This window comes from Xenorhabdus bakwenae (genome assembly GCF_030272115.1).
Taxonomy (GTDB): Bacteria; Pseudomonadota; Gammaproteobacteria; order Enterobacterales; family Enterobacteriaceae; genus Xenorhabdus; species Xenorhabdus bakwenae.
Window position 1 is genome coordinate 698182 of the sequence record NZ_CP119194.1, and the last position, 14303, is coordinate 712484.

At 40.1% G+C, this 14303-nt stretch carries 7 protein-coding genes and 5 pseudogenes; 8 read left to right on the forward strand and 4 right to left on the reverse strand.

What is annotated here, in order from left to right; translation table 11 throughout:
- The first annotated feature begins 240 nt into the window (after nt 1-240).
- Nucleotides 241-1209, forward strand: coding sequence for an IS110 family RNA-guided transposase (locus PXH59_RS04155; protein ID WP_285808913.1), 969 nt, complete (start codon nt 241-243; stop codon nt 1207-1209).
- Nucleotides 1210-1217: 8 nt separating this feature from the next.
- Here the strand turns inward: PXH59_RS04155 and PXH59_RS04160 are convergent.
- Nucleotides 1218-2184 (reverse strand): annotated as a pseudogene (locus PXH59_RS04160) (IS30 family transposase).
- Between the two features lie 412 nt (nt 2185-2596).
- Nucleotides 2597-2833 (reverse strand): hypothetical protein, encoded by a 237-nt coding sequence (locus tag PXH59_RS04165; protein ID WP_285810475.1) that lies wholly within the window; start codon nt 2831-2833, stop codon nt 2597-2599.
- 73 nt (nt 2834-2906) lie between these two features.
- On the opposite strand from PXH59_RS04165, the pseudogene PXH59_RS04170 reads away from it, so the two are divergent.
- Nucleotides 2907-3570: pseudogene (locus tag PXH59_RS04170) on the forward strand (ISAs1 family transposase); the annotation flags it as partial.
- 16 nt (nt 3571-3586) lie between these two features.
- On the opposite strand, the pseudogene PXH59_RS20185 reads toward PXH59_RS04170, so the two are convergent.
- Nucleotides 3587-4475 (reverse strand): annotated as a pseudogene (locus PXH59_RS20185) (IS982 family transposase).
- A 96-nt stretch (nt 4476-4571) separates the two neighbouring features.
- Here PXH59_RS20185 and PXH59_RS04185 point away from each other — a divergent pair.
- Nucleotides 4572-5023, forward strand: a pseudogene (locus PXH59_RS04185) (ISAs1 family transposase); the annotation flags it as partial.
- 33 nt (nt 5024-5056) lie between these two features.
- On the opposite strand, the pseudogene PXH59_RS04190 reads toward PXH59_RS04185, so the two are convergent.
- A pseudogene (locus PXH59_RS04190) lies at nt 5057-5428 on the reverse strand (IS1 family transposase); the annotation flags it as partial.
- 277 nt (nt 5429-5705) lie between these two features.
- Here PXH59_RS04190 and PXH59_RS04195 point away from each other — a divergent pair.
- The 5 genes from PXH59_RS04195 to PXH59_RS04215 all read left to right on the forward strand — a co-directional run bounded on the left by PXH59_RS04195 (nt 5706) and on the right by PXH59_RS04215 (nt 14303).
- Nucleotides 5706-7217, forward strand: coding sequence for an inverse autotransporter beta domain-containing protein (locus PXH59_RS04195; RefSeq protein ID WP_285810476.1), 1512 nt, complete (start codon nt 5706-5708; stop codon nt 7215-7217).
- 4 nt (nt 7218-7221) lie between these two features.
- A complete protein-coding gene (locus tag PXH59_RS04200; RefSeq protein WP_285810477.1) occupies nt 7222-9309 on the forward strand; it encodes an Ig-like domain-containing protein in 2088 nt (695 codons plus the stop codon).
- Nucleotides 9264-10250, forward strand: a complete 987-nt coding sequence (locus tag PXH59_RS04205; RefSeq protein ID WP_285810478.1) for a hypothetical protein — start codon at nt 9264-9266, stop codon at nt 10248-10250. The genes PXH59_RS04200 and PXH59_RS04205 overlap by 46 nt, the downstream gene beginning before the upstream one ends.
- A gap of 468 nt (nt 10251-10718) precedes the next feature.
- Nucleotides 10719-12476: a hypothetical protein gene (locus tag PXH59_RS04210; RefSeq protein ID WP_285810479.1), complete on the forward strand. Its 1758-nt coding sequence runs from the start codon at nt 10719-10721 to the stop codon at nt 12474-12476.
- A gap of 120 nt (nt 12477-12596) precedes the next feature.
- Nucleotides 12597-14303: a hypothetical protein gene (locus PXH59_RS04215; RefSeq protein ID WP_285810480.1), complete on the forward strand. Its 1707-nt coding sequence runs from the start codon at nt 12597-12599 to the stop codon at nt 14301-14303.

A 14303-nucleotide genomic window follows, 5' to 3' on the forward strand; every position in this document is an offset into this window, starting at 1 on the left:
TCATTTTCCGCTGTTTGGGAAGGATGGATTTCTATCATTGTCTCTCTTCTTTTATCGTTATGCCCTTGTATCTTAAAAGTAGGTTAAAATAAATACGATTAGATTTGGCACAGTGTACGCAGTCTGAGTTGCCCTGGGGTTTTAAGCCCGTTTTAAAGCTATTGACGCATACACTGAGCCACTCATCTGAAACCCGAACAGTTGTCCGTCATCCATAACGTATTTGCAAGGCAGGGTAATATGAGTCAGCCAAATCCACTTTGTGTGGGCATCGATGTTTCCAAAGCCTCATTAGATATCGCCGTGAGTACTGGCGTAGAGGCATTCACCGCCAGTAATGATCCTGATGGTTTTGATGCCATTGTGTCCGTACTGAAGCAACATCTCGTGTCCCTGATTCTGATGGAAGCCACCGGTGGACTGGAATCTGCTGTTGCCTGCTCGCTTCAGGCCGAAGGGTTTGATGTCGTTGTTATTAATCCCAGGCAAGCGCGAGATTTTGCCCGGGCCATGGGATATCTGGCAAAGACTGACCGCATTGACGCCAAGGTCCTGACTCAGATGGCAGAAGTGATAAACCGTCATCCCGAACGAGAACGGTTTATTCGGGCGCTGCCAGATGCGGAACGTCAGATTCTTTCTGCCATGGTGGTGCGCAGACGGCAGTTGATTACGATGCTGGTTGCTGAGCGTAATCGCCTACATCCTGCGCATCCTCAGAGCAGAAAGAGCATCAACACTGTCATTAAAGCACTGGAAGCTGAGCTGGCGCGGATCGATGAAGATATGAATAAACATATCCAGATTCATTTTAAGGAACTGGCTGACCGGCTCAGCGCCATCAAGGGCATTGGGGCAATGACAACAGCAGCCCTGCTGGCAGAAGTCCCTGAACTGGGCAAGCTCTCGCGTCGGGAAATCAGTGCACTTGTTGGCGTTGCTCCTGTTAACCGTGACTCGGGAACTATGCGGGGTCGACGAACCATCTTTGGCGGGCGCGCTGGGGTTCGGACAGCGTTGTATATGGCCACACTCGTGGCAACCCGTTTTAACCCGGTAATCAAGACGTTTTACAACCGCCTGCTGGCGGCGGGTAAGGCCAAAAAAGTGGCTCTTGTGGCTTGTATGCGCAAGCTGCTGACCATCTTGAATGCGATGATTAGAAAAAATGAAGAATGGAATAATTCGTATCATCAGATAACGCCATAAAATCGCGTTCAAGACAGTTGCTTAAATATCTCCTCCGGTGTACTATAATCACGTGTTTTTCGTGGCCGCTTATTTAAGCTGTTTGCCGCGAGATTTATCTCCAACTCTGATACCTTATTAAAATCGGTTCCTTTTGGAAAGTATTCCCTGATTAATCCATTCGTATTCTCATTTATACCCCTCTCCCAAGGCGAGTAAGGATGAGCAAAATAAATTTTTGCCCCTAAATTTTTACTGATAAGTTCATGTTCGGCAAATTCGAGGCCATTGTCAAAGGTAATGGTTTTAACTTTCTGTTTTAAAAGTGATAAGTGTCTTGTTATCGCTTTTGTGACTGCTTCTGCTGTTTTATTCTCAAGCTTAATGATAATGGTAAATAGCGATTTTCGTTCAACTAAGGTCAGCAGTGCACTTTTATGATCTTTTCCAACGAGGGTATCTTCTTCCCAATCGCCAAGGCGTTGTCTTTTGTCCACGATTTTAGGGCGTTTCTCAATACTGACTCTGTTTTTGATTTTTCCTCTACGCTCATAGCTGCCATAGCGTTTACGATAAGGTTTTTTAGCAATTCTGAGGTGCTGCCATAAATCACCACCATGACATTTATCCTGATAAATCAATCGATAAACCATTTCATGATGCAAAGAAATGATATTTTCTTTTTTGAGATAACCTACCGTTTGTTCAGGACTCAACCCTTTCCAAATTAACTGCTTAATCAACGTCTTTATCTTCAATGTCACTTTGATGACTTTTACGGCGGAATGGCGGCGTTCCAATGCGTTACACTGAGCCTGTTGAGGGCAGTATCCCTGTGCTGCCTGATTTCGTCTCAGTTCCCGGCTAATCGTTGATGGATGACGTTTAAGTGATGTTGCAATAACACGATGTTGCAATAACACATTGTGTAAAACCGGCTTCTTTTAAGCTGAAAATCTGATATCTTTCTGATTCGGTCAGTTGTTTATAGGTCATAGTGCATTTTCCTTTGGCGAGAAAGATGCTAACTATAGCAACTGACCACCTTTTTCAGAAATTGCACTTATCATGCGAATCCAAGGCTCTTTAAAATTACCGCCTTGTTATCTTTTCTTATGCAACACAGCCTCTTAATTAATTCGGTGTTATGAACCACAAAGAATGAGAAACAAAGATAAATAGGGAATTGGCGAAATTAAACGGGATTTCGCGGGAATAATTCCAATAAATTTACGGAGTTGAGATGTGGGATATAGAATGGCCTCGACTTCTCGTGCAGACTTACCAAAATGAGAAAAATTTTGAATTAGACGTTTTTGATTCACTTGTTTTGGTAAATGTAGGGCGTGCACGATCATCTGTTTAAATCATCTTTAAATACCTTTTAGCTAATGGGCCAGGCAGCCCATTAGCTGGCTTTGCTCTTTCCGCTTAAATGGCGGTCAGTATCCTTTTGCTCTTCTTCTCGGATAGATTCCAAATATCTCTGGCGCTGTTCATCCGTCAATGAATCGTACATGTGAGCGACGAATAGAGTATGGTTAGATATAGACTGATCTTCAGGCAAGTCTCTTGGCGATTGTTCTTGTTTGCTGTCTGTCGGTGATACTTGTAGTAACGAAGCAAGACCCCAGGGCGCGAGCATACTTTTAACGCCTATTGAATGAACAGTAATTACGTGATCTAATTATTCTTATTTCTTCTTTGAATGCTCGCCCATGAATCCGAACCAGACCCTGATTGAATATTTAACCGTTGTGAAAGAAACCCGTTCTGATATCAATCGTCAATACGAGCTGGTTGATGTCATTTTTCTTGTCATCAGTGCCATTCTGGCCGGCGCCGAAGGCTGGCAAAATATTGAAACTTATGGTCGTGCTAAAATTAAATGGCTGAGAAAATATCGTTCTTTTCTCAGTGGAATACCCCGTCGACACATGATGGCCAGGATAGTGCGCGCTATTGAGCTCGATTCCCTGCTGGACGCTTTACTCAACTGGATCAACGAGCAACGTGAACAGGGAGGAAAACCGGTCATTGCTTTTGATGGAAAAGTTCTGCGACACGCCTACCGTAATGAAAGGAAAAATGCCGTTCAGCTGGTCACGGCGTATGATACGGAGCGGGGGGTTAGTTCTGAGCCAGAAAGCGACCGCTACGAAAAACGGTGAAATCAGTATCGTACGGCAGATGCTAGAGCTTCTTGACCTGAAAGGCAGCATAGTCACGCTAGATGCCTTGCATTGTCAGCGCCAAACACTGAAGAAAATCAGTGAAAAAAAAGCCCATGTTGTTGTTCAGGTGAAGAAAAATCAGCCCCATCTGTGGGAAGCCGTCCAATCTCAATTTCAGGCGGTGTTTGATGCGGGTAAAGAGAAAATTAACGCGATGCTCGACTTTAACATCCTATAACGTTGGCTTGTTGAAGCCAGTCGCGTTGACTTTTACCTTGTTTAAAATTGGCAAAAATACCCAATGTGTGAGAAAGCAGTTTTCTGGCAATTCGATTACTCAAATGCCACAAATCCCGTGCCCAGCACTTCTCGATAGCAAATTGCCCGGCAAGTTGACCAATGACGGTTTCAATTAAACGGCGTTTGGCGTTAATGACCCTTCTCGTTTTTCTGGGGATGGGATCATCCCTATTGGCACGCACTGGGGTAATCATTTCAATACCCTCTGCCTTCATTTCCTGTTTAAATTCAACGCCTAAATACCCTTTATCACCCAGCAAATAGCCTTTTATCGAACCGATCACATCCCAGGTTGCTTCACGCTCACTGACATTGGCGGGCGTCAGCGTAAACCCGGTTACCACGCCGATTTCATCTATCATGAGATGTCCTTTGAAGCCGTAGTAAGTTTCGTTTTTGGCGGCACAGTACCCATAATCGGCTGTTGGCACTACCTTTTGCTCTTTTGAATCCACAGACGGGCAGCGGAAATCCGTCGATAATATGTACCGGCCTGTCGGGCGCGCCCAATAACCTCGCCAGCTTTTCTTGCAGTTGTTGTTTAACAACCCAAAGATTCGAAATCTGTTTAGCGAAATTGGCGCGTGAACCCAGTCCCGGAAACCACTCGCGCCAGTGGTCACGAAAGTACGTCCAAATGCCTTTATCCGTTGAAAATTCTAAAAATTCGCCCACGACTTCCATCGTGATGGCTTCCGCATCGCTCAGCTTAGGTGGATATCCCCGGCTTCTGAACCGTGTGCCTTGCTGTAACACCGTTAGATTTTCATCTACCCAACAAAATACCCAAATGATAAAATCTTGCTGTGACATAGCCTTTTGTTCCTTTATTTCTCTATTTTTGACGACTTAAAGTTATAAAGGAGCGGCTATGTCATTTCAACTCACCATAAAAGTCGAGCATCGCGTAAAATTATCACGGAAGTTAAACAAGAAGCCCATGGCCGACGTGAAGAGCGCTATGTGTTTCAGTTAAAGGCAAAATTCGAGCCAGAACTGGCCGACAAGTGGCTAACGATCCGCAGTGTGATTGCGGTTGAACGTCACCGGACACAAAACGGCAAAGGAACGGTGGAGACTTCTTATTACGTGAGTTCTCTTTCACCCAAGCATAAGTTATTGGGGCACTATATTCGTCAACATTGGCGAATTGAGAATGGTCAGCACTATATCCTTGATGTAGTTTTTAAAGAAGAGATTCAAGAATTGTTCTGGATGGTGCGGTTGAGAATCTGGCATTATTTCGGCGAATTGTGTTGAATCTGGTCAAACAATGCGATTGTGGGGCACCCAGCCAAAGGAACAAACTTAAAAAAGCGGGTTGGTGTGATGATTATAGGGCAAGAGTTTTCTTTGGTTGAATATTCATCAAAGCATGCTCGCGCCCTGACATATAGCCCGCGTTGGCATTTTTTATTCCCGACAAACGACCACAGTTCGTCAACTTCACTGATGAGCTGAACGTTGACATTATCCAGGGGAAGTGTTGTTACGCATCGCGGTTTGAGTTTTTTAAAACACGGACAACGGCATTAATACTGATATGCAGTGCTCGGGCAGTATCACGAATCCCCGAGTTGTTCATAGCAAGGTCAACGACGTGTTCTTTTATACCCGCCTGGCATGCTCGATAGGCGTACTCAAGTTGAAAGGTTCGTTTACAGGATAAACAGCGATAGCGTTGGTGGCCAGCATCGGCTTTACCGTATTTTTTTGACGAATTCGGTTTGTTGACAAAATCGACATTTTACTTCAACCGTCGCCATTTAATTCCTCCGAAAAAAGGGAATTATATACCACTATCAACGGGTTGAATACGTGACCAAAATAGTTAAAGGTGATATTTAATGTTTAATCAAAACCATCATTATTTCAAGTGATTGCGTTATTAAAAATAGTTATCATGTGATAACTATTTTTAATAACGCAAAAACAAAATATGCAACTAATATCATATTAGAAGTGGGATTGAGTCATTTCATGGGTAAGTATGGGCATAACTATAAAGCTGAGTTAATATCAAAATTTATAAGGTGTTTGTATATGTTATCATATATTGGTAAGGGCATTATCTTCTTCCTTTTTCTTTGTACATTAGTGATACCCTATACGATAACGAACTCCTTTGCAGATAATCATCTAAAATCTGAAAAAATATACACGCAAAAAGCAGATGACAAGGATAATATAAATGTTCGAGTTAATGAATTAAGTAAAGAAAAATTGAATTTAAGTATTCATGAAAAAAATAGAGTTAAAAATAACGATCATTCCGCTGATTTTAATACTCCAAGTGTCATTGCTAAAAACATCCAGATGGCAGGCAATATCCTGTCATCTTCACCTTCAGAACTGGCAGAGCAAGCCAAATCCTACGCGATAGGGCAGTTTAATAACACGGTATCTTCCAGCGCACAAAAATGGTTATCACAGTTTGGTACTGTCAGAATTAATTTTGGACTGGATAAAAAGGGAACGCTAAAAAACAATTCGTTCGATCTGTTACTGCCGTTTTATGATAATAAAGCGGATTGGTTGTTCTTTTCCCAATTGGGTTATCGCAACAAAGATAGCCGGGATACCCTGAATGTTGGGTTAGGCGGGCGTTATTTTTATCAGAACTGGATGTACGGCCTGAATACCTTTTATGATTACGACCTGACAGGCAAAAATCAGCGTCTTGGGTTGGGCGGAGAAATTTGGGGCGATTACATTAAACTTTCCGCTAATACCTATTATCGTTTAACTGATTGGCAGAATTCACGGAATTTTGTCGGTTATTATGAACGTCCTGCCAACGGTTATGACGTTAATGGCGAGTTTTTCTTACCTGTATACCCCAATCTGGGAGCCAAACTGACCTATGAGCAGTATTTTGGCGATAACGTGACTTTATTCAATCGTGACATGAAACAGAAAAACCCTAACTTAGCTAAATTAGGGCTGACTTACACGCCATTTCCGTTATTTACTTTGGGGGTAGATTATAAACAAGGGGGAAGTGGGCACAGCGAAACGCAGTTTTTGGCGAATTTTAACTATAAGCTGGGAGTTCCCTTGAGTGTGCAGTTATTGTCAGAAAATGTGGCGGCAGCGAGAAAATTAGCGGGTAGCCGTTATGACCTGGTAGAAAGAAATAATCATATTGTGCTTGAGCACCAGAAAAAGCCGATTGCCCAATTGTCGTTACCGGAAACGATTATCGGATACAGTCAGGAGCAGCACGAGATTACCGTCAAATTATCTACTGATGCCTTTGTTAAGCAGATTCATTGGACAACGAACCCGGATTTTGAAAAAAACGGGGGAAAACTCTCTTCCCGCGTCGGTCACACCATAAAAATCACCCTGCCAACCTATTTATCCGGCGATAACCAAAATAACAATTATCCTATCTATGCCCTGGCTGAATTGGACGATGATTTAAAATCAGCGCCGGTTGCGATGCGCGTGATTGTCAGGCCCTTTATGCTAAAAAAACAGGAAGGGGCTTACTTTACCCCCGCGGGGCCATTGCCTGCGACGGGGGATAAAAAAAGATGGCTATACGTTTAACCCTGTGATTACCTTTGATACCGTCAATGGCGCACCGATAAAAAATGCCACGATTAACCACGTTCAGTGGAAAACCGATCCTAAAACCGGGCCGGATACGGGGTTGCAATGGATTGACTGGGAAACATCGGACTCTGTGGCACTTGATGAAAATGGGCATTTCAAACACAAACCTGTCTTGATCAGTACCCGGTCACATAAAGATGTCAAAGTGTACCTGCAACTGAATAGCCAGCCGCCACAGTTAGTGGGCGAGGTCAGCTTTGATGAAAATCCAGCCAGTTTCCACATCAATAAAGTTGAGGTTTCACCGCCAGTACCGTTACAGATAGCTAATGGTTCCCAGACGTACACCTACAGCGCTGTGGTATTAGATAGTGATAACAATCCGGTGAGAAACCAGAAAATCGCCAATGTGAATTGGAGCAAGGACAAGAACCAGAATGGGCTTATCTGGAATCCATCAAATGGTGAAGTCACAACGGATGGGGAAGGGAAATTAACGGCAACCCTGGCCAGTTCAGTGGAAATAAAAAATATCACGGTTTCGCTCGCTATTGGTAACCACAAACCTGTGGCAGCAGAACAGCCCGTCTCTTTTACTGCGGATACCTCGAAATATCATATTGATAGCAGTATTGTGAGTGTAGACCAAACTGGCTCTTTGATTGCGAACGGCAAAAAGTCCTATACCTATACGGCTGTCATCATTGATAGCCAGGGGAATAAAGCGAAGAACCAAAAAATCACCAATGTGAAGTGGAGCATTATGCGCAATGGTCAGGATGAAAGTCATAATAAGTATCTTATTTTTAATCATAGTGGGGATACAACGAACGGGGAGGGGCAATTAACGGCAACGTTAGCCAGTACAGTGGAAATCAAGGATGTCACGGTTTCACTGTCCATTGAAGACCAACAGCCTGTTTCTGCACAACCTCCGGTAACCTTTACTGAGGATAGCCAATATTATAAGGTTAAAGGGGATATTTGGATCAGTCCGTCAGGGACAGTCACGGCAGATAGTCACCAAAAATATACCTATATGGCGACAATCATAGGTACTGATGGTAACCCCGTTGTCAAGAAAAACATTTCGAATGCGACGTGGAAGATAGAGCACCCCGCCAACATGCCTGAACTCACGCTGGATCAATCAGATAAGACAACCGATGACAAAGGACAATTAACGGCAACCTTAACCAGTACCAAGGCAGTCAATGGGGTGGTCGTTTCACTCACGGTGGGAAAATACCCGCCGATTCTGGCAAAGCAGGGAGTAGATTTTAAACCGGAACAGGTGTCAATAACACCGACACCACAAAGCCCAATATTGGTGGGTAAAAATTATACCCTGACCGTTAACGTCAAGGATGCGACGGGTAACAATGCGGAGCCTAATAAGCAAGTTCACTGGACCCTAAAAAACCCCAATCAGGCAGGGGTAACACTGAATCCAACAATCAGTACCACTCAGGGTGATGGGAGTGCTTCCACAACATTGACCAGTACGCAGGCTCAAACAGTGACAGTAGAGGCTGCTGCCGAAGGCGTTGAAACAGCGAAGTCAGTGGATGTGGAGTTCAAATGGCCAACCATTCAGAAACCCTCTGTTGCCGAAAAAACCAACACAGTTCCTGCGGATGGGCAACACGCTTATCACTATACTGCCCATGTAGTTGATATTGATGGCACAACACCTTATACAGAGCAAGAGATTAAATTTAAGTGGCAGTTAAAATCACAGGCAGGTGGTGTTCCGCAAAATACCACCTGGCTATCAGAGACAGGGGAAGTGACCGCTCAAGCTGATGGTACATTAAAAGTTCAATTACTGAGCAACGAGAAAAATCCGGTAGTAGCAGGTGCCATCGTGTGTCTTGTCGTTGTTGATGAAAAGTCTGTTGAGATCTCTGAAACAGAACAATGTGCTGATGCTGTGGATTTTGAAGCGGAAAATTTGAAGATAGTCAGCCTTGATGTTGCGTTTGACCCTAGCCATCCCATAGAGGGGGGAGTGGTGGATATTATACCTATACGGCGAAAGTGGTTAAGGCTGATGGTACAGCACTATCCAATGGATATCAGGTAGATGCTAAATGGATTCTGGATCCTGAACCTGAAACCTATAACGGTCAGGCTGAATGGAAAATTGAACCTGATAATATAGTCAAAAATGGTCAAATTACGGCTAACCTAAGCAGTCAGGTGGGTATTGGTGATATTAATAATGGGAAAGTTACTGACGGCCTGACTGTAAAATTAGAAGTACCGGCAGGAAGGGGGAAAACGACGTCTAGTCCGGAAAATCAACAAGTTGCTTTTGATGTAGTATCGCAACCCGCGGGAGTTGCTGTCTATACCAAAGAAGTTGATAATGTAACAATTAAGAAGAGTAAAATATTTGAAGATCAACGCAGACCTAGTAATACATTTGGAAATATGTACGCACAATTGTATGACTTGTCGATAAAGAAAAAGATTCTGGATAAAGGAGGAGAAATAATTTCTACCGAAGGCTTTGGTGGTGGTATTAATAACGTCGGGCCTATAGATCTGACTACAGGAGAGATATCTCTGGGCACTATCAATAAGGTTAAGGTGGATACGTCTATAACGATTAAAAGAACCAATAAGGCTAAATATGCTTATAACTATTCTTTTTTTATTAAAAAATACATACAGCCTAGCACTAGGCACCCAGGAGTTATGAAACAGGATAGTGAGCAGGAGGATATTTCATGTCAGGATCCAGATATACCAACTTTGCGTAATATTAATGAAATTGATGTAGGTATCAAAGGAACTGACAGTTACTCCTTGCAAAATGAATTTGCAGACAGCTATTCTTGGGGGCTTCTTGATGATGTTACATCACCACCTCCGGTGACTCCAAACATCTTTGGGCGATATTCGAATAACAATCAGAACTATAGCGGAAATTTTATCTATAATACCAAAGAAAACAAACAGGTGATTGATAGTAATGATCTCCAGGGTTATGTGCTTTGTGTTGATAGTTATTTCCATTAATAACGTAAAGATGTAGGGTTTTTTGTTATATTCTAAAAATATTTTCCATATTAATGCTGGGATATTTTCAGATAACAGTATCTTCGATGCCCTGTAAATATATGTGGCCGCAATGTGCAGTTGCTGCTCGATTATCTTCTTTTTAATTGTCTTTTTTTGTTTTGCATTGTTTAAAATGTAATTCCTCTTTTTGTATTGGCATTAAATAATTCCATGAAGAAAAAGATTTTAATTTAAATATTTCCTTGGTCAATATAATTTGATTATCAGCTGATAACTATTTTTCATTATCTAAATTTTGACTGATTGCTTAATCTGTTTGCGGTTATTATTCGCTTGTTAAGCATAAAACAATACACTTAATTAAAATTACTCAATTAAACTAATTTTAGTTGATATTGTCAGTTGTCTTAGTGTTTTGTTGAAATAGTAACTCAATATAATAATTTTAATTAATGAGGTATCAAAATGAAAATTGAAGAAGACTTTATGGCAAAAGTTACCCCTCAGAAGGATTACTCTGTTACTGCAACAATACCTGATCAGTCTGATATTATTGTGGGGCAAACTAGCCATATAAAAATAATTGTATCAGGAGTGCTAAACAAAATAAGAAATATTAAACATGTAACAATTGAACTTGATCCAAGTATAGCTGGTTTAGTTACATGGAAGACAGAAGAACAATGGGAGTCAGGAGGTAGTGATGGAAATACAATGATCCGTTTGACGGTTGATAAAAAACTAAATGAACTACAGCATAAGGAGATTATTTATACTGTTAATCTTTGGGCTGACGAGAAAAAGACTCAAGCAGTATCGAATTACACACCGCAGAAATTCACATATAATGTAAAGAGAGTTGATCGTGATACTGTTATTGTATTAAATACTGATAATGAATATATTCAACCTCCGACAGAAGATAACCAGGTAGGAACAGGAAAGGAATATATTATATACTCTGGTTTACTTATTGATAATAAAAAAAAGATCCTTAAAAACACCCAAGTTATAGTCGTATCTTCATTATCGAATCAAATATATTCTGACAATCCGGATCAGACTCTTGTTAATATAGGAACAGTGCCAGATAGTAGTAACCCTACACCTGAACCAATATCAACTAGTAGAGGCAATGGAATAGACTATTTTGTTATTAATAGTGATGATGGTGGTAATATAAAATTTAGTGTATATCCCCAAAAAAATATAGCTGGCAGGATTGATTTTAAAACAGGAATATTAGGTGCAACTACTTTGAGTTATGCTGCATCTGTATATATCTTTAGTAACACGAATACGAGTGATGATCCACTTGGCCCAATATCACCAAATATATATAATGTAGATCAACTTGGAAAACTTCAAAAAATTCCAGGCTCGAAAGGTATGCAGGTCGGAATTTCTCCGTATATTGGACATCAAAAGACGGATGCTTTGATATTTTTTATGCAAGGGTATGAATCAAACGATGAAGCAATTCAACTGAAACCTATATATAAACTTGATAATATAGACAGTCTGGATGGAAATCCTTTTAATTTTACATATGACCAACTACCACTTGATAAGCCTATGCAGCTTTATTACCTGATAGCTCCTGCTAGTAAGGATTCTCTTTATTCCATGTCATCAAACTTTATGTATGTTGGTGAGCTATCCGGTGGTGATGATAACAATGGTGATGATGGGGTTTATACACCCGTTGAGGTATACTCCAGTTATTCACCATCACCGTTTGATCTCAAAAATAAACATGATAATGATCGTATGTATGACAATCGTCTGGTCACTCTAGATACGATAAATCAATATGTAAAAGAAAATAGTACTATAACAAAAACTGATCCAGTTGGTTTGTATGTCGTGATAAAAATAGCTAAAGATATGACTGAGTATGCGAAGGGACTTCCTATGTTAAACTCTATTTGTACTTTAACGATTAATATCAATTCTGCCACAAGACAGGAGAATAAATCTTATCCACCAATCACACTGACAGATAATACTAATTACTATCAAGTTGTGAAGATTCCATATTGTGATTTAACTCGTGCTCAGGGGTGGGAAGACGGTATGCTGGCAAAACTGTCGTTTGTCTACTCAATCAAATACGAAGGAGCAACAACGAAAAGCAAAGAATGGAAAGCTACAATAGGCACGGCAAATACGGGTTTTGATATAAATGATGATGGTTGTCCCTGCGACGATAAGGGCAATTAAAAAGTAAACTATCTCAATATATACTGATCAAAAACATTAATTTAACAGAGATATCTACATTATCCATTCATATAGATGATGTAGATATTATCTTTATTTAAAATATCAAGGTAGATAATAATGAGTATAATAAATAATATAGAATTAATAGATAATTCATGTGCATTTGGTGAACTTTGCGCATCTATACCAAACGGAGCTGATGTTATTATTGGACAAACCTGTTACTTAACCGTATCACTTACTGCTGATTCAAATTTGATTTCTAGTATTGATAGCATTTCAATCGAGGCTGACAAAAGTTATCTGACTGTAGAGAATAAGAATAATTGGATGGTATCAGAAAATAAAAATTTTGGCAGTGCTGTAATTTTATTAAATATAAACAATAACCTGTCATCAGATACATTAATTAAATATACAGTCCATGCAATGTCAAGTACTGGTTATATTAATGGAATTAAACCATTGGAAATAGAGTATACAACTAAGAGAGTGGATCCGACAAGCCTTATTGCATTAACTACTAATAATGAATATATTGAACCACCAACAGAAGATAACCCTGTTGGTACTGGGAGTTCATATGTTACATATTCAGGAAAATTATTAGATTGTAATAATAATCCATTAAGGAATACACAAGTTTTGGTATCATCTGAGCATCCAGATAAAATTTTTTCTCATGATAAAAGCAAGACACCTGTGCATATAGGTACAGAACCAAAAAATGGGGAACTGTCACAAAAAATCATGACACACAGTCAGAGTAGTTTTGATTTTTTTGCTGTTAATAGTGATATTCATGGAAATATAAAATTTCGCGTTTATCCAGTACGGGATACTTCGGTCAGAATTGATTTTGATACTCAAATATTGAATGTGACTCCTGTTAATTATGCAGCATCTATATATGTTTTTAATGCTATACGTAGTTCATCATTTGGTCCAAATGCCCCTAGAATATCAGGAATACAAAATGGAAAGGTTGAAAAAATACCAGGCGCTAAAGGCATAGAGGTACATGTAGCTTCTTATCCTGATGGTAAGGATACAGATTCTTTAATATTTTTTATGCAAGGATTTAATCAAAATGACAAACCAATTCAACTTAATCCTATATATAGGATTGATAACATAACCAGTCTAGATACAATCCCTTTTTACTTTACATATGACCAGTTACCACTTAATAAACCAATGAAACTTTATTATTTGGTTGCCCCTGAAAATCAAGAGTACAGTTATTCTATGACAGAAATGTTCACATATATTGGTGAACAAAATGCTCCTTCCAACGAAGAGGTCTACGATAAAGTCAAAGTATATACCAGCCACGCAACACCTCCTATTGATGTGTATAGTGAAGAAAATGAAACTTTTGAATGGCATGGTATCATCTTGAGCATGATAAATCGTAATAAAAAATCTGGTCAAAGCGCTAAGGGGGTGACAGGGCTATATGTGGTGATTATGGGAACTAATGATCAAAATAATAAAAATCTACCACAACTTGGTAGCAAGGGATATTTGAATGTCTATATTAAAACACCAACATCCAGAAATACGCATAAAAGTTATCAGTTCTCGTTACTACCTACTGTTGATTCGGGAAAACAAACAGACCATGCTGTAGTTAATATCCCATACTGTGACATTAACCGAGCTGGACCTTCATTCTCCAAAGGGTTAGGGACACTCTCTTTTGATTATTATATCGAAAATAGTGATGGTTCTAAAACATATAGCAAAAAATGGACTACCAAAATTAATACCGTCTTACCAAATCAGGCTAATGATAATAATGATGGATGTGATCCTTTATAA

What these genes read in the sequence shown, in the direction of transcription:
- PXH59_RS04215 (WP_285810480.1), top strand. Translation starts at nt 12,597, where the DNA reads ATGAGTATAATAAATAATATAGAATTAATAGATAATTCATGTGCATTT.
- PXH59_RS04155 (WP_285808913.1), top strand. Translation starts at nt 241, where the DNA reads ATGAGTCAGCCAAATCCACTTTGTGTGGGCATCGATGTTTCCAAAGCC.
- PXH59_RS04165 (WP_285810475.1), bottom strand. Translation starts at nt 2,833, where the DNA reads ATGCTCGCGCCCTGGGGTCTTGCTTCGTTACTACAAGTATCACCGACA.
- PXH59_RS04195 (WP_285810476.1), top strand. Translation starts at nt 5,706, where the DNA reads ATGTTATCATATATTGGTAAGGGCATTATCTTCTTCCTTTTTCTTTGT.
- PXH59_RS04210 (WP_285810479.1), top strand. Translation starts at nt 10,719, where the DNA reads ATGAAAATTGAAGAAGACTTTATGGCAAAAGTTACCCCTCAGAAGGAT.